The organism is Cohnella baijiui, from assembly GCF_020731285.1.
In the GTDB taxonomy this organism is placed as follows: Bacteria; Bacillota; Bacilli; order Paenibacillales; family Paenibacillaceae; genus Cohnella.
Genome location: NZ_JAJFOW010000005.1, coordinates 36,955 through 53,394, shown reverse-complemented (window position 1 = coordinate 53,394; position 16,440 = coordinate 36,955). Strand labels below are relative to the sequence as shown.

16 protein-coding genes are annotated in these 16,440 nt (G+C 62.1%); all 16 read right to left on the bottom strand.

Translation table 11 applies throughout. From position 1 onward, the window contains the following. Window positions 1-33 precede the first annotated feature (33 nt). Window positions 34-1,158 (bottom strand): RNA polymerase sigma factor RpoD, encoded by a 1,125-nt coding sequence (rpoD, locus tag LKX83_RS06995; protein WP_227881461.1) that lies wholly within the window; start codon window positions 1,156-1,158, stop codon window positions 34-36. A gap of 37 nt (window positions 1,159-1,195) precedes the next feature. Beyond that, entirely contained in the window at window positions 1,196-3,013 is a 1,818-nt protein-coding gene (gene dnaG / locus LKX83_RS06990; protein WP_227881460.1) for a DNA primase, read from the bottom strand. 44 nt (window positions 3,014-3,057) lie between these two features. Then, window positions 3,058-3,528, bottom strand: a complete 471-nt coding sequence (locus tag LKX83_RS06985) for a YaiI/YqxD family protein (RefSeq protein WP_227881459.1) — start codon at window positions 3,526-3,528, stop codon at window positions 3,058-3,060. A 232-nt stretch (window positions 3,529-3,760) separates the two neighbouring features. Then, window positions 3,761-4,567, bottom strand: a complete 807-nt coding sequence (locus LKX83_RS06980; protein WP_227881458.1) for a pyruvate, water dikinase regulatory protein — start codon at window positions 4,565-4,567, stop codon at window positions 3,761-3,763. Between the two features lie 34 nt (window positions 4,568-4,601). Then, window positions 4,602-6,692, bottom strand: a complete 2,091-nt coding sequence (glyS, locus tag LKX83_RS06975) for a glycine--tRNA ligase subunit beta (protein WP_227881457.1) — start codon at window positions 6,690-6,692, stop codon at window positions 4,602-4,604. Next, a complete protein-coding gene (gene glyQ / locus LKX83_RS06970) occupies window positions 6,685-7,572 on the bottom strand; it encodes a glycine--tRNA ligase subunit alpha (protein ID WP_227881456.1) in 888 nt (295 codons plus the stop codon). The genes glyS and glyQ overlap by 8 nt, the downstream gene beginning before the upstream one ends. 433 nt (window positions 7,573-8,005) lie before the next feature. Continuing rightward, on the bottom strand, window positions 8,006-8,770 hold the full coding sequence (gene recO, locus LKX83_RS06965) for a DNA repair protein RecO (RefSeq protein WP_227881455.1): 765 nt from the start codon (window positions 8,768-8,770) through the stop codon (window positions 8,006-8,008). A gap of 73 nt (window positions 8,771-8,843) precedes the next feature. Continuing rightward, the gene (locus LKX83_RS06960; protein WP_227881454.1) at window positions 8,844-9,002 is read right to left on the bottom strand and encodes a YqzL family protein; all 159 of its coding nucleotides are present in this window, start codon (window positions 9,000-9,002) and stop codon (window positions 8,844-8,846) included. Between the two features lie 126 nt (window positions 9,003-9,128). Then, window positions 9,129-10,031, bottom strand: coding sequence for a GTPase Era (gene era / locus LKX83_RS06955; RefSeq protein ID WP_227881453.1), 903 nt, complete (start codon window positions 10,029-10,031; stop codon window positions 9,129-9,131). Next, window positions 10,021-10,467 (bottom strand): cytidine deaminase, encoded by a 447-nt coding sequence (gene cdd / locus LKX83_RS06950; protein ID WP_227881452.1) that lies wholly within the window; start codon window positions 10,465-10,467, stop codon window positions 10,021-10,023. The genes era and cdd overlap by 11 nt, the downstream gene beginning before the upstream one ends. 57 nt (window positions 10,468-10,524) lie before the next feature. Further along, window positions 10,525-10,896: a diacylglycerol kinase family protein gene (locus LKX83_RS06945; protein WP_227881451.1), complete on the bottom strand. Its 372-nt coding sequence runs from the start codon at window positions 10,894-10,896 to the stop codon at window positions 10,525-10,527. Continuing rightward, window positions 10,893-11,471 carry an rRNA maturation RNase YbeY gene (ybeY, locus tag LKX83_RS06940; protein ID WP_227881450.1) on the bottom strand — a complete coding sequence of 193 codons (579 nt, stop codon included), beginning with the start codon at window positions 11,469-11,471 and terminating at the stop codon, window positions 10,893-10,895. The genes LKX83_RS06945 and ybeY overlap by 4 nt, the downstream gene beginning before the upstream one ends. Continuing rightward, window positions 11,468-13,729, bottom strand: a complete 2,262-nt coding sequence (locus LKX83_RS06935; RefSeq protein WP_227881449.1) for an HD family phosphohydrolase — start codon at window positions 13,727-13,729, stop codon at window positions 11,468-11,470. The genes ybeY and LKX83_RS06935 overlap by 4 nt, the downstream gene beginning before the upstream one ends. 16 nt (window positions 13,730-13,745) lie before the next feature. Further along, window positions 13,746-14,699, bottom strand: a complete 954-nt coding sequence (locus tag LKX83_RS06930) for a PhoH family protein (protein ID WP_227881686.1) — start codon at window positions 14,697-14,699, stop codon at window positions 13,746-13,748. A gap of 24 nt (window positions 14,700-14,723) precedes the next feature. Further along, a complete protein-coding gene (gene yqfD, locus LKX83_RS06925) occupies window positions 14,724-15,926 on the bottom strand; it encodes a sporulation protein YqfD (RefSeq protein ID WP_227881448.1) in 1,203 nt (400 codons plus the stop codon). 120 nt (window positions 15,927-16,046) lie between these two features. Further along, a complete protein-coding gene (gene yqfC / locus LKX83_RS06920; protein ID WP_227881447.1) occupies window positions 16,047-16,328 on the bottom strand; it encodes a sporulation protein YqfC in 282 nt (93 codons plus the stop codon). Window positions 16,329-16,440 lie beyond the last annotated feature (112 nt).

The following is a 16,440-nucleotide window of genomic DNA, read 5'->3' as shown; positions in this document are numbered from 1 at the left end:
GAAGGCCTCCTGCTCCACGCTATCATTGCATCCTTATTCGAGGAAATCCTTAAGCCGCTTGCTCCGGCTCGGATGCCGCAGCTTGCGCAGCGCCTTCGCCTCGATCTGGCGAATCCGTTCGCGCGTCACTCCGAACACCTTGCCCACTTCCTCCAGGGTCCGCGTACGCCCGTCATCCAACCCGAAACGCAGTCTCAACACGTTCTCTTCCCGTTCGGTCAACGTATCGAGCACGTCTTCCAATTGTTCCTTCAGCAGCTCGTAAGCCGCCGCGTCGGCCGGCGCCAGCGCCTCCTGGTCTTCGATGAAGTCCCCCAGATGGGAGTCGTCCTCTTCCCCGATCGGCGTCTCGAGCGAGACCGGCTCCTGCGCGATCTTCATGATCTCGCGGACTTTGTCGACGCTGAGGTCCATTTGCTCTGCGATCTCTTCCGGCGTCGGCTCGCGCCCGAGCTCCTGTAGTAGCTGTCTGGATACCCGGATCAGCTTGTTGATCGTCTCGACCATATGCACCGGAATCCGAATCGTGCGCGCCTGGTCGGCGATCGCCCGGGTAATCGCTTGGCGAATCCACCACGTGGCGTACGTGCTGAACTTGAAGCCTTTCATATGGTCGAATTTCTCGACGGCTTTGAGGAGGCCCATGTTTCCTTCCTGGATGAGGTCCAGGAAAAGCATGCCTCGTCCGACATAACGCTTGGCGATGCTCACGACGAGACGGAGGTTGGCTTCGGCCAGCCTTTTCTTCGCTTCTTCGCCGTCGTAACCGCCGATCTCGATCTTGCGGGCAAGCTCGATCTCGTCGTCGGCGCCGAGCAGCGGCACGCGGCCGATTTCCTTCAGGTACATCCGGACCGGATCGTTAATCTTGATACCGGGCGGCAAAGAGAGATCGTCATCGAAGTTGAAGTCGTCCTGTCCGTCCTCTTCGTTATTCGAGCTGATCTCATCGTGATCGTTCACCACTTCTATGCCTTGGTCCGCGAGCTGCTCGAAGAAATCGTCGATTTGCTCCGGATCCTGGTCGAATGGAGACAGCTTCTCCATGATGTCTTTGTAGGTGAGCGCGTTTTTTTTCTTCCCTTGCTCCATGAGCTGGGCTTTGACTTGCTCCAGCGTCGATTCCGTTTCGAGCCCGGTGTGTTGATCGTTCGCCATTTCCGACTCCCTCCTCCCCGTCGTCCCAACGCCGGCTTTACTTGCGTTGTTTCTCCAGGGCGATGATCTCTGTTCCAATTTGTACGGCTAGCATGATGTCGCCGGCACGCTCCGCGCGAAGCATTTCTTCCTTCTTCCGGTCGATATCGCGGGTAAGCGACGCCTGGCTAATCGTCCGCAGACAATCCTCCAGCACCTTGTCGTCGAAGGGCGTATCTTCGAGGGCGATGGCGCTGCAGGTCCTCTCCAGGCGGTCATGCTGAAGGTAGGCGATGAACCGGCCCGTGTCTGGCTCGTGACCATGCGCGTAGTATGCATATAAATAAGCAGCGATTGCCGCGTGATCCTCTACATGAAAACGGTCGCCCAGCCGATTCTGGACGAGGAGCGCCGTATCCGCGTCTTGCATCATCCAGGAAAGGAGCTGCCGCTCGGCTTGCACGTAGGCGGGAGACAGCGGCGGATGCCTGGACGAACTTCGCTTTTCATTCCATTCATTATTCCACGATCCGTCCGGAATATCCCCAGTCGTTCCCAATTTCTCTTGGCGCCGGACGTCGACGACGTCCTGCTTCAGCGTATCCAGGGAGACGCCGAATTCCTGCGCAAGCTCCTTCAGGATCAACTCCCGCTCCGTCGGGGATTCCCGGCGCGCCACGAGCCGGATCGCGTCCTTCAGGTACCGGATCTTCCCATCTTCTTCTAGAAGTATATGGGATTTGCGCAAATAGATGAGCTGAAATTTGACGGCGGAGACGGCACCTTCGATCGTCTCCCGCACGAACGCTTCGGGCCCGTACTCGGCGATGTATTCGTCCGGATCCATGCGCCCCGGCAGCAGTCCGATCCGGACGCGGAAGCCCGCGCCTTCAAGCAGCGGAATGCTCTTGTGGGCGGCGGCTTGTCCGGCGTCGTCGCCGTCGTAGACGAGGATCGCCTCGTCGGCGAACCGCTTCAGCAGCGCCGCGTGCTCGGCCGTAAGCGCCGTGCCCATCGTGGCGACGCCATTCGCGACGCCAGCGGACCAAGATTTGATCACATCCATATAGCCTTCGAACAAGACGACCTGACGAGACTTGCGTATGGCGCCCTTCGCCTCGTGCAGCCGGTAGAGGGTCCTGCTCTTGCTGAACAAGGGCGACTCGGGCGTGTTCAGGTATTTGGGCTGACCGTCAGACATGAGCCTGCCCGCAAAGGCGATGAGCTTGCCGTCCCCGTCGTGGATCGGGAACATGACCCGATCGCGGAACCGATCGACGTAGCCCTCCCCTTCCTGTCTACGGGACAGCAGGCCTCCGCGTTCCATTTCTTCGGCTTCGTAGCCGTTTTTGGAGAGCTGCTTGACCAGCATGTCCCATCTCGACGGCGCATAGCCGAGGCCGAATTCCTCGATGAGCTTGTCGCCGAGGCCGCGCGACCGCAAGTACGCCATCGCGGGAGCGCCCGCCTCCGTATTCCGCAGGACGTAATGGTACACCCTCGCGGCCAGTGTGTGCGCTTCGACCAGCTTGGACCGTTCGCGCTGCCGCGGCGTCTGCTCCTCCGGCTGGGCCGACCAGGTAATCGGAATGCCCGCTTCCTCGCACAGCCGCTTGACGGCTTCCGGGAACGTCTCGTTCTCCATTTCCATGACGAACTTAATGACGTTGCCGCCCTTTCCGCAGCCGTAACAATGGAAGATTTGCTTTTCCGGCGTCACGGTGAAGGAGGGCGTCTTCTCGGAATGAAAGGGGCAGAGCCCCTTCAAATACTTGCCTTGCTTGGACAGCTGCACGTAACGGCCAACGGTCTCCCCGATCTCGAAACGGCGCAGCACTTCGTCGATGGTCTCTTGTGGAATCATGCCATGACTCATAACCTGTCCACCTTAGCCGATCATTCGGCACGTATTACAATTCGCTAACCTTCTCGATTCTCCTGCATCCCCCGCAGTAGATATGTCAGTTTTTGTTGAAACCGGGCGCGGTCCTCGTCCGTGAACGGCTTCGGGCCGCGCGTCCGCGCGCCTCCTCGCCGCTGCTTGGCGGAAAAGTGCCTTTGCGCCAGCAGCCCGTCGATATCCGCTTCCCCGATCGCCTTCCCTCTCGGCGTCAGGACGGCTGCCCCGCGGGCCAAGCCGAGGGCGGCCAAGCCGTAATCGCCGGTGACCAGGATATCCCGCTTGGTCAGGACGTTGGCGATATACAGATCTGCCGCTTGATCGCTGGCGTCCACCGTGACGACCTGCACCCGGTCTTCCGGCACGAGCACGTGCGCGTGCGAGGAAACCATCAGAGCGGTCGCCCCGCATGCCTGCACCGCGCGCGCGACCTCGGCCTTTACCGGACATGCGTCGCCGTCGACGACGACGCGGTTACGGATCGGTACCATTCGACAACCCCGCCGATTCATCATTCTTTTGAGGTCCTTATTATATACGCCGTGCGCGTCCGAAATCCTGCCAGCGTCCCATTAAATTTCAAAATGATATACCTATCGACGTGGGATGTCAAGCCTTTTACCGCAAATATGTCGAAATTTTGTCAAATCTTGACTTTCCTACCGCGAACGCAGGAGCAACCAGCGGCCTTGGACGGGCCGGCCGGTTGCTCCGGGGACGACGCTATTGCTCGAAATGCTCCATGATGAGGCTCGCGGTTTCTTCGACCGCCTTGTTGGACACGTCGATGATGACGCAGCCGATGCGCTCCATGATGTCATGCGCGTACGCCAGCTCCTGGGCGATCCGTTCGGGCGTCGCGTACGACGCCGTATTCGGCAGCCCCAGCGCCTTGAGCCGTTCCTTGCGGATCGCGTTCAGCGCGTCGGGCCGGATCGTCAATCCGACCACCTTGCGCGTCGGCACCTGGAACAGCTCCTTGGGCGGCGTCAGCTCGGGAACGAGCGGGACGTTGGCCACCTTGTACGTCTTGTGGGCGAGCACCATGGAGAGCGGCGTCTTCGACGTCCGGGACACGCCCGTCAGGACGATATCGGCCTTCATGACGCCGGCCACATCCCGCGCGTCATCGTAGCGGACCGCGAATTCGACCGCTTCGACTTTGCGGAAGTAGCCGGCGTCCAGCTTGTGGTTCAGTCCCGGTTCGTGCCGCGACTCCCTGCCGAACTGCCGTTCCATCTGACCGATGAGCGGGCCGAGCAGATCGATCGCCGCAATGTGGCGTCGCGCCGTCTCCCGCGCCATATGGTCCCGCAGTTCCGGGATAACGAGGGTGAACAGCACGATCGCCTGCTCCGTCTCCGCGATGTCGAGGATCGTGTCGATCCCTTCACGGCGCTGGATGAAGCCGGCTCGGCGGATCTGGACGTTCAAGGGATGGAACTGCGCAGCCGCGGCGCGCACCGCCAGCTCCCCCGTGTCCCCCGCCGAATCGGATACGACATATACCGTTACGCTGCTTGCCGCCAACCGAATCTCCCCTTTCCCGGGCCGCGCGGATCCGCTAGCCGTTCAGCTTCGCGAAGTCGGCGAAGCCTTTGACGTCGTCGGCGATCGTGGCGAGCAGGGACAGCCGGTTGCGCCGGATCGCCTCGTCCTCGGCCATGACCATGACGGCTTCGAAGAAGGCGGTGACGGGACCGCTGAGGGACGCCAGCGCTTCCAGCGCTTCCGCCATTTTCGCCTCCGCGCCCGCCTTGGTCAGGGCGCCGTGCGCATGCTGCCAAGCTTCGTACAACGCGCCCTCGGACGGATCCTGGAACAGATGCACGTCGACCTGGCGCGAATCGTCCGCTTTGGCCGCCAGGTTGCATACCCGATTGAACGCTTCCGCCGCCGGCCGGAACGCTTCCTTGCTCCCTTCGGCGGCAGCCGCCTGCAGCGCTTGGGCGCGGAGCACGGTCCGGCGCACGTCGTCGACGCCCGCGCCGAGGATCGCGTCCACGACGTCGTAGCGAATTTGTTGCTCCGTTAGTACGTTCTTTACCCGCAAGGCGAAAAAGTCATTCAGATCCTTCAGCAGATCGTACGGCTCGCGCTTTTGCGTCCGGCCGGACGCGCCGTGGACGCCTCGGGAAATCTGGAACAGGTCCGAAAGCGACAGCTCGAGGCCGTGCGCCAGCAGCGTCGACACGATGCCCGCCGCCTGGCGGCGCAGCGCGTACGGATCCTGCGAGCCGGTCGGCACGATGCCGATCGAGAAGCAGCCGACGATCGTATCGATCTTGTCGGCGATCCCGACGATGGCACCGACGAGCGAAGCCGGCGGCGCGTCGTTTGCGTTGCGCGGCGCATAGTGCTCGTTGATCGCCTCGGCGACGGCGTCGGGTTCGCCGAACTTCCGCGCGTAGTCCTCGCCCATGATTCCCTGCAGCTCGGGGAATTCGTACACCATCTGGGTGACGAGATCGAACTTGCAGATGTCCGCCGTCCGGCTGACGAAGCCGCGCGTCTCGCCGTCCGCCAGCAGCTGGGCGGCGATCTTGTCGGCCGTTTCGCGAATGCGGCGCACCTTGTCGGCCACCGTGCCGAGCTCTTCGTGGTAGACGATGTTCTCGAGCTTCGCCAGGAAGGCCGGGATTTCGCCCTTCTGGTCTTCCTCGTAGAAAAACTTCGCATCGGACAGCCGGGCGCGGAGCACCTTCTCGTTGCCCTTGGCGACCGTCTCGATCGCGGCGGCGTCGCCGTTGCGAACGGTGACGAAGTGCGGCTGGAGCTTGCCTTCGGCGTTCAGTACCGGGAAGTAGCGCTGATGCTCCCGCATCGACGTGATCAGCACTTCCTGCGGAATGCGAAGGAACGCCGGGTCGAACGACCCGCTCAGCACGGTCGGCGTTTCGACCAGGAAAAGCACTTCCTCCAGCAGGTCGTCCTTCACGGCGATATGCCAGCCCCGTTCCTCCGCCAGCGCCCGGATGCCGTCCAGGATCGCCTGCTTGCGCTCCTCGACGTCGGCGATGACGCGTTGCTCGCGCAGCTTGGCGACATATTCGGACGACGAGCCGATCGTCGCGTCTCCGCCCAGGAAGCGGTGGCCGCGGCTGACGTTGCCGGTCCGCACCCCTGCGATCTCGAACGGCACGACCTCGCCGCCGTGCAGGGCGATCAGCCAGCGGATCGGACGCACGTAGCGCAGCTCGTAATCTCCCCAACGCATATTCTTCGGAAAGGTCAGCGAGGTTACGAGGGTAGGCAGCGCTTCGGGAAGCAATTCGGCGGCTTCCACCCCGACGCTGGACTTGATCGCGTACACGTATTCGACGCCGCCGAGCTCCTTGAAGAACAGCGCCTCGGGATCGACGCCCTGGCTGCGTGCGAAGCCGAGTGCCGCTTTCGTCCAGGCGCCGCTCTCGTCCTGGGCGATTTTGCGCGCCGGACCTTTGGCCTCCTCGCTTACGTCGCTCTGCTTGTCGGCGAGTCCTTCAACGACCACCGCGAGGCGCCGCGGCGTCGCATATGCTTGCACGGCCCGATAGTCGAGGCGGCTCGCCTCGAGCCATTTTTCCGTCTTTTCTTTCAGTTGGTTCATCGCGCCGCGCACGAAGCGCGCCGGCACTTCTTCCAGCCCGATCTCGAGCAGCAGGTCCTTAGCCATGGGCGACCTCTCCTTTCTTCAGCAGCGGGAAGCCGAGCCGCTCGCGCTCCTGCAGGAAAGTCGCCGCGACCGCCCTTGCCAGGTTGCGCACCCGCGCGATATACCCTGTCCGCTCCGTGACGCTGATGGCGCCGCGGGCGTCGAGCAGGTTAAACGTATGGGAGCACTTCAAGACGTAGTCGTACGCCGGGAAGACGAGATTCTCGTCCATCGCCCGCTTCGCCTCGGCCTCGTACGTCGAGAACAGCTGGAACAGCATCGCGACGTCCGATACCTCGAACGTATATTTGGAATGCTCGTACTCCGGATGCTTGAATACGTCGCCGTACGTGACGCCGTTCACCCATTCGAGGTCGAACACGTTCTCCTTCGCCTGAATGTACGAAGCGAGCCGCTCCATCCCGTAGGTGATCTCGACGGCGACCGGATGGCAATCGATGCCCCCGACCTGCTGGAAATAGGTAAACTGCGTAATCTCCATGCCGTCGAGCCACACTTCCCAGCCGAGACCCCAGGCACCGAGCGTCGGCGACTCCCAGTTGTCCTCGACGAAGCGGATGTCGTGCTGCAGCGGGTCGATGCCGAGCTGCTTCAAGCTCTCCAGGTAGAGCTCCTGAATGTTGTCCGGGGACGGCTTCATGATGACTTGGAATTGGTGGTGCTGATACAGCCGGTTCGGATTTTCCCCGTAACGGCCGTCGGCCGGGCGCCGCGAAGGCTCGACGTAAGCCACGTTCCACGGCTCCGGTCCGATCGTGCGGAGGAAGGTCATCGGGTTCATCGTGCCCGCGCCCTTTTCGGTGTCGTACGGCTGTACGACGATGCAATTCTGCTCCGCCCAAAATTGCTGCAGCGTCAGCGTCATCTGCTGAAAATTCATTTCTCTCGCTCCTTTGATCCATGGTGATCCGAAGTAGCAGCACGCCGGGAAAGATGACAAAAAGCTCCCGTCCCACGTCTGCCCTGCAGACATAGGGACGGGAGCATCGCATCCCGCGGTTCCACCCTACTTGGCTTCGGCTTGCGACGCACGCAGGGCGGGTCTAAGTCGCCCGCGGCCGCCTTCGCAATCCATTCGCCCGCTCTTTCATCTGGCCGTCCTCTCCGGAGCGCCCTTCGCCGGTTCGTCGCGCCGGGCTTTCACCCTCCCCGGCTCGCTGCAGCTGCCGACAGGCAACCGGCTACTTTCTCCTTCGTCGAGAACAAACGCCATTCGTAAATGAGATTGTACCCGATCAGGCACGCGATTGTCAAATCCTCGCATTCTTGGACCGTCACCTTGCGGCTCCGCGAGATGAGCATCATACGTTCGATCACGCATTGGGCTTGAAAAAATCGCTGCCCCGCTCCCACTGATCCAAGAAATGTCTGGATTTGAGGTGAAGGGCGAGATGGTGATCGAACCAGCGCCGCATGGCGAGCTTTAACTGCCCCGCAGAGCTTTCTTTTACCGTAATTTGGCCCAGTCGGCGAATGTCCATCGCGGAGAAGACGCGCAGCAGCTTCCAGACGGGCTCTTCCAGCTCGAGTGCCGACGGATCGCGAGAAGCGCACTGCCGGCAAAGGGCGCCTCCGGCCGCCGGGCTGAAGCGGAACGGACCGTCGATTCGGCCGCAGTTCACGCATTCGTCCAGCACCGGCGCGTACCCCGCGGCTCGCGCGATTTTCATCTCGAAGAGCCGCGCCAGAATTGGCGGGTCCTTGCCTTCGGCGATCGCGGCAAGCGCCGCTTTGAGCTGGGCGTAGAGGAAGGCGCTCGCATCCTCGTCCTGCACCGCCCGGTCGCACAGCTCGACCAGATAGGCGGCATAGGCGGCGGCATCCAAGTTTTCCCGCAGCTCGCGGAATGGCTCAATGATCTCTCCGCTGTTCAGCGTGCCGAGCTGGCCGGTTTTATAAAACGAAAAATCGCCGAGCGTAAACAACTGCGCCAGCGATGCGTATCGACTCTTCGGTTTGCGGGCCCCGCGGACGACGAGACCTTGCTTGCCATGCGTGGGGGTGAAGACAGTGATGATCTTGTTGCCTTCCCCGTAATCCGTGCTCCGTATGACGATGCCTTCCATCCGGTAGAGCATCGGCCTCTCCTCCGTCGTCTCCCGCCTTGTAGGCTTCGGGCGCACCGCGCCCGAAAGCCGGGGGCGGTCTCCGTCAGGTCGAAGCCGCCCCGACGACGGCCTCGCCGTCGTCGCGATCGGGAGCCGGCTCCTTCGCGGAGCCGTCCGTCCCGAGCATGTGCATTTCCTTGTACAGCAAGTAAGCTTCGATATCGCCGGTCTGTGTAAACACGTGCCATGTAAAATCCCGCACGGCGCCTCATCCTCTCCCGACGGAAATGACTTGCTCCGTCGTTAGGATGCCCCTGGCGGAAAGCGGTATGCTGGCAACATTTTGCTTCGCCGCCCCATGCCTCCGGCGCGGGGCGGACTTCGATCGTCAATCGTGTCGGAAACCCAGCGACTTCAAGACGGATTCGCGGTTGCGCCAGTCCTCTTTCACTTTGACCCACAGCTCGAGGAAGATTTTCGATCCGAGCAGCCGCTCCATATCCTCGCGGGCGCGCTTTCCGACTTCCTTCAGCATGGCGCCGTTTTTGCCGATGACGATTCCCTTTTGCGAAGGCCGCTCCACGTAGATGACGGCGCCGATGTTGACCACGCCGTTGTCCCCTGCGCCCATCGACTCGATTTCGACCGCGATGGAGTGCGGGATTTCTTCGCGCGTGCTTTGCAGAATTTTTTCCCGGATCAGCTCCGCGCAGATGAATTGCTCGGGATGGTCCGTGATCTGATCGGCCGGATAATACATCGGTCCTTCCGGCAAATAGCGGCCGATCTGCTCCAGCAGCGTCGTGACGTTGCTGCCCTGCAGCGCGGATACGGGCACGACTTCCGTGAAGTCGTGGAGCTTGCTGTAGGTCTGGATGATCGGAAGCAACGCTTCGGGATGCACCTTGTCGATCTTGTTCATGACGAGGAACACGGGCGTCTTCACCTTTTTGAGCTGCTCGATGATGAACCGGTCGCCGCCGCCGAGTTCTTCGGATACGTCCGTCAGGAAGAGCACGGCTTCGACTTCCTCCAGCGCGCTCATCGCGGACTTGACCATGTAGTCCCCCAGCTTGGAGTTCGATTTGTGGATGCCCGGCGTATCGAGAAATACGATCTGCATCTCATCCGTCGTATAGACGCCGTGAATCTTGTTGCGCGTCGTCTGCGGCTTATCCGACATGATCGCGATTTTTTGCCCGATCACTTGGTTCATCAGTGTGGACTTACCGACGTTCGGGCGTCCTACAATGGCGACAAAGCCGGACTTGAACTTGGAATCAGCGCTCATGGGACTGCGTTTCCTTTCCGTAATCCAGATCCGACGGTCCGAAGGCGCCGGGCAATAGCTCCGCCGCCGTCGTCATCCGGTAAGCGCCGGCCACGTTGCCCAGCACGATCGGCATGTCCGGTCCGCACAGCTCGGAAATCACCTGGCGGCAGACGCCGCAAGGCGTGATCGGGTCCGGCGTATCGCCGATGACAGCCATGGCCTGGAACGTGCGGGGCGGGCAGCCGTCGGCAATCGCCCGGAACAGCGCGGTGCGCTCGGCGCAGTTCGATGGCCCGTACGCGGCGTTCTCGACGTTGCATCCGAAATGCACCCGGCCGTCCGCATCGAGCAGCGCCGCTCCGACCTGGAATTGGGAATACGGCACATAGGCCCTCCGGCGCGCTTCCGCTGCCGCTTCGAGCAGCTTTTCCGGCGTCCAACCTGTTGCGATCATGAATCTTCCTCCTGTATCTTCGATACGTGCCCGCAGTCGGACACCCAGTTCTATCCTTTACGCGATCCAACGGTCCCACAACGCGGGTCCGAGCACCAGCACGCCGACGATCGCAGCCAAAACAGCCGCCACGAGCACGGCGCCCGCCGCGACGTCTTTGGCGGCTTTGGCCAGCTCGCTGCGCTCGGGCGAGGCGAGATCGACGGCCCGCTCGACCGCCGTATTGACCAGCTCGGCGATCCAGACGATGCCGGACGCCGCCAGCAGCCAGAGCCAAGCTCCCGCCGGCAGGCTCAAGACGCCAGCCAGCGCAAGCACGACGGCGGTCGCCGCAAGATGAAAGCGCATGTGCGGCTCCGACCGCAGCGCGTAAACGATGCCGCTCACTGCGTTGCGGAACGACGAGAGCTCGGACTGCCGGCGGCTCACCGCAAAAGGCCTGCCTTCGCCAGCACCGACTCCTGCTTCGCAAACATTTCTTTCTCGGACGCCTCATCCTCATGATCGTAGCCGAGCAGGTGCAGGAAGCCGTGTACGAACAGGAAGCCAAGCTCGCGCTCCCGGCTATGCTCGTATTCCTCCGCCTGCTCCCGCATCCGCGGAACCGAAATGACGATGTCGCCCAGCGGCTCCTCGAAAGGCGCCTGATCCGCCGGTCCGACGAGCGCGTCGGCTTCTTCGTCCTCTTCGTCCTCTTCGTCCCAGTCGCCTTCGATCTCGACGGCTTCCGTCTCGTACTCGCCGTCGTAGACGATCGCCGGCGCTTCCCCCGCATCGCGAAGCGGGAAGGACAGTACGTCCGTCGGCTTGTCCAGTCCTCGGAACTGCCGGTTCAGCTCGCGGATGCCTTCGTTGTCGGTCAGCGTAAGCGAGACGAGTCCTTCGGTCACGCCTTCCGACTCGCCGGCAAGCGACAGCAGCTTCTCGAGCAGCGCCGGCCAATCCGCCTCCTCCGGTCCCCCGCCGTTTTCCCGTTCGTCGATCCATTCCAGCTTCAAACTCATGCCTGCTGCTCCTTTGGCTCGCTGCGATTTTTAAGAGATTTGGCATCCGGGTACTCGATGCGCGAATGGAACATGCCGATGACCGTTACCTTGAGCGTCTCCGCGATCTTGTCGAGCTCTCTTAGCGTGAGGTCGCACTCGCTCAGCTGCTGGTCGTCCAGCCGGTCCTTGATAATCTTGGCGATGATCGACTCCACCTGCTCCACCGTCGGGTGGTTCAAGGAGCGTACCGCGGCCTCCACGCTGTCGGCGATGCCGACGATGGCCGCCTCCTTGGATTGCGCCTTCGGACCCGGATAGCGGAAGTCCTCCTCGGTCCATTCGTTCGGGCGGTCTTCGGCCTCGGCCTGTTTGACCGCCTTGAAGTAGAAATACTTCAGGAACGACGTCCCGTGATGCTGCTCCGCGATGTCGCGGATTTGCTTGGGCAGCTTGTGCGCCTTCAGCATGTCCGCGCCGTCCCGCGCGTGCGCGATGATGATCGAGGCGCTCACCTTCGGATCGAGCTTGTCGTGCGGGTTGTCGCCGCCGTTTTGATTCTCGATGAAATAGAGCGGCCGCTTCGTCTTGCCGACATCGTGATAGAACGAGCCGACCCGGCACAGCAGGCCGTTCGCGCCGACCGATTCCGCCGCCGCTTCCGACAGGTTGCCCACCATCAAACTGTGATGATACGTGCCCGGCGTCTCCGTGAGCAGCTTGCGAAGCAGCGGATGATTCGGGTTCGACAGCTCGACGAGCTTCAGCATGGACAAGATGCCGAACGTGACTTCGAAAAACGGCATGAGGCCGATGACGAGCACGGCGGTCAAGAGCCCGCTCGCGAACATGAAGCCGATCGACTGGACGAGCTTGAGCCGGTCCGGGTCGGGACCGACCAGCATGAGCGCCGTGACCGCGACGGAGCCGAACAGGCTGACCATGATGCCGGCCTTCAGGATCGACGATCGTTGGCTCGCCCGGTGAATCGCCAGCACCGAAGTGAACGACACGACGGCGGCCACGAATCCGTAGTGGAAGTCGAAGATCGACTCCTGCTCCACGTTCAGGATAATGCTTGCCAGAACGGTGAAGAGGATGGCGCTTACGAGTCCCAGATGCATGTCCAGCAGCAGCGTCACGAGCATGCTGCCCAGCGCCACGGGTGCGAGGTAGCCGATGAACGGCCAATCCTCGCTATGGGCGAGCGTCACCAGATGCATGATCAGAATGCTGAGCGCGAAGATCAGCAGCAGCATGAGCCAGTGGACGTTGGACCGGTTGAGCGAAGCGGACGAAGAGGACGTCAGCTCGCCGTATCCGTAAAACGCGAGGACGAACAGGACGGACAGCATCAGCACGCCGAGCTGCGGCCAGTAGGTCCGCTTTTCCTGAAGCAGGCCCATGCTGTCGAGCCGTTCGTACATTTCCTCGGTGATGACCTGCCCCGCCTTGACGATGACGTCTCCCTGCTTGATGACCACCTGCGGGGTGTTTTGCTTGGCCTGCACCTTGGCGTTGTCGGTCGCTTCTTTGTCGTAGAACTTGTTCGGCGTCAGCACGAACCGGGCAAGCTCCTGGACCGTCTCCCGCTGCGTCTTCAGCGACAGCGAGCTGCCGTTGACCAGCTCGGCCACTTTGGCGCGGGCGGTATCGGCGTTCGACAGCGGGTCGCTGACGAGCCGCCGGACGATGTCGACCGAAACGGAGCGCATCTCGGCGATCTGCTGCGAGGTGAGCTTCGGAAGCTTGTAGTACGTCTCCTCCGGCAAATCGTAGAGCTGGTCGGCCACGACCTTGCGCATCTCCTCCAGCACGCTGGCCGAGTAGTTGCCCGAATTCGCGTTGAACTGGGCGAACCGGTCGACGAACTCGGTGATGCGTCCCGGCAGCTCGCGCCGGTAAATGTCGACTTTCTGGTCCTGCGTGATCTGGTCGTCCTGGTTGAGCTGGTCGATCCGGATCAGAATGCTGTCGATCAGGTTTTCGTTGTGGAGCGCGAGATACGTATAAATCGATCCGACCTTCTCGGCCGCCGACTCCTGAGCTTGGAGCGTCGCCTTCTCGTCCACTTCCTGGTGCGGCGCCTTGATGTCGTGCTCGCTTTTGGCTCCCAACGTGATGTCGTACGTATTCGGGACGAGCCGGGGCGAGAGACTGAAATAAAAGAGCAGGACGAAGACGAGCAGCAGCAGCCACCGGACCGCCGTGCTGTGCTTCCATCCTGCCAAAGCAAAGGATGACGGTGTGCCCGCCGGGCCGCTTCGTTTCCGATCCATCCGGCGTTCCTCTCCTTTACGGGTTCGTTTCGTCGTCGTGGTTGTACGCTAAAATGATCTTTTGGACCAGGGCATGCCGTACGACATCCTGCTCGGAAAAATACACCATGCCGATCTCCGGAATGTCCTTCAGGATGCGCTGGGCTTCGTTGAGCCCCGACTTCTTGCCCTTCGGCAGGTCGATCTGGGTCACGTCGCCCGTAATGACCATGTGCGACCCGACCCCGAGCCGCGTCAGGAACATCTTCATCTGCTCGCCCGTCGTGTTCTGGGCTTCGTCAAGGATGACGAACGAGTCGTCCAGCGTCCGTCCGCGCATGTACGCGAGCGGCGCGATCTCGATGAGCCCGCGCTCAAGCGCCTTGGCTACGCCGTCCGGCCCGAGCACGTCGTTCAGCGCGTCATACAGCGGCCGCAAATACGGATCCACCTTCTCCTGCAGGTCGCCGGGCAAAAAGCCGAGGCTCTCGCCCGCTTCGACCGCGGGGCGCGTGAGCAGGATGCGCTTGACCCGCCCTTCCTTCAGGGAGGCCACGGCGGACACGACCGCGAGGTACGTCTTGCCGGTGCCGGCCGGGCCGATGCCGAAGACGATGTCCTTCTTGCGGATCGTTGTGACGTAGTGGCGCTGGCCGAGCGTCTTGGGGACGATCGGCTTGCCGCGGAACGTCGTCGTAATCTCGCCTTGAAAAAGCGCAAGCAGCTGATCCGCCTTCAGCTCGCGCGCCAGCTCCCAGGCGTAGCGCACGTCGCGCTCGCCCGGCTGGAGGCCGCTGCGGATCAACTGCAAGAGCGTATCGAACAATTGCGCCAGCGAGCGGACCTGGTCCGCCGGGCCTTCCACGACGATCTCGGCGTCGCGGGAGTGAATGACGGCATCGGTCTCTTGTTGGATCATCCGGAGGAACTTGTCCTGCGGTCCGAACAGGGATAATCCTTCAGCCGCATTGCGGAGAGGAATCGCGATCATTTGCTTGGTTTCCGACAAAAAGCCTCATTCCCCCTGAATGTTGGACATCTGTATAATTGGACGTTCGACGGCGATCGATTGTTCGACCTCGAAAAGAATATTTATCATCACTTTACCATTCTCCGTATGTTCATGCAAAAGTTTTTCGGCCTTGATGACTGCGCCGCGTCCCGCGGCCGCCAACACTTCGGTCCTCGCCTGGGCCAAGCCCGCTTCCTTGGCTTGCTCCGGCGTCAGCGTCTCTTCGATCGTGGACACCTCGCGCTCCTTTTCCTTCAAAAAGCCGAACGGCAGCGTCCAGCTGCCCCAATGCAGCTGCCGTCGCTCGGAGCGGAATTCCGAAGCGGCGAACGTCTGGGCCTTGTAGCCGGACGTCTGCAGCGCCCGGTTGCCGATGACGAAGTACCCGCGTTCGTTCGACTCGCCGGTGTAGGTCTCCACTTTGCGGGCGAGCGGGGAAACGATCTTGTATTCGTGCCAGACGAGGCCTTTGACCTCGCCTTTGGAAACGACGTTTTTCGTCCGGCCATCCTCGCCGATGACGCCCGAGATGAGCACTTCGCCTTTGCGGACGCGCTCGTTGCGCTGCACCTTCGGCCGCCCGCTCTCGGCGACGATCCGCGTGACGACGGCGTCCGTCGAGGCGACGAGGTTGCTCGGGCTTTGCGGCTTCTTGACCTCGGGCTTGTTCGATTTGACGACGGTGATCGTCACCCGCGTACCGCTTTTCTCCACGCCGACCCAGGCCGCCTCGGGCAGCCGGCGCGCGATGCCGTGCGCGATCGTGGCCGGATCCCGCAGCAGGAACGACCATTGAAAGGGGTGCAGCCCTTCCTGGCGGGCCGCCTGCAGAACCTGCTCCTCCCCAATCGGGGCTTCCGTCTTCACCTGCACGTCCCAAACGAGCATCGACAGAAGAAACAGCGCGGCGACGAACGCGAGAAGGCCGCCGGCGAATACCTTGCGCCGGGAGAGCCGGGCCATCTGGAACGGAAATCCCCGCCGTTCGAGGATGCGGGTGCGGCAGCCCGTCCGCTTCAAAAGCGGACGCAAACGGAAAAAATCCGGGACCGTCACCCGGAACGTCAATGCGCCGTCACGCGCGTAGGCGATATCCCAAGGCCGGATGCCGGCCGCCGTCACGCCGTTGAGCAGCGCTTCGGCATCCCCGCGGACGAGTTTCAATTGCACGTAGCCGCGAACGTTGCTTACCCATAATCCTTTCATCCGCCATGTCCACCCTTTCTATCCCGACACCGGGCTTGTCCCGCTGGCGCGCGGATCTCGCCCGCGATCAGACGCGAGACCCCCGTTCTCAAGCAAACGCAGCCTGAGCAGCCGGCCGTCTTATTTCGGGCGAAGCAGTACGCCCGTGATTTGCCCCTCTACGAACACCTCTTCGCCGCCGATCGTCCGAATGACCAGGTCGTTGCCGGTCACTTCGAGCTCGCCCCGTTCCATCGCGAGGCGGAGCGACTGCGGGGAGAAGTGAAGGACGCCGCGATGATTCTCCACCGTGAGCTGCAGCCCCGCGATCATCGTGATCCGCGGCAGATCCAGCACCACATCCTGCGGCAGATCGAGGATGCGGGCTGTCCATTTGCGCAGCTTGCGGCCGACACGTGGCATGACGCGACCTCCCTCCTGTACCGTACAACATATGCGGAGCCGCGGGTGAATATGAGGCGGAACGCCGTCCGGGACTGTCGCAAGGCGCAGGGCGGAAGCGACTTGGTCGACG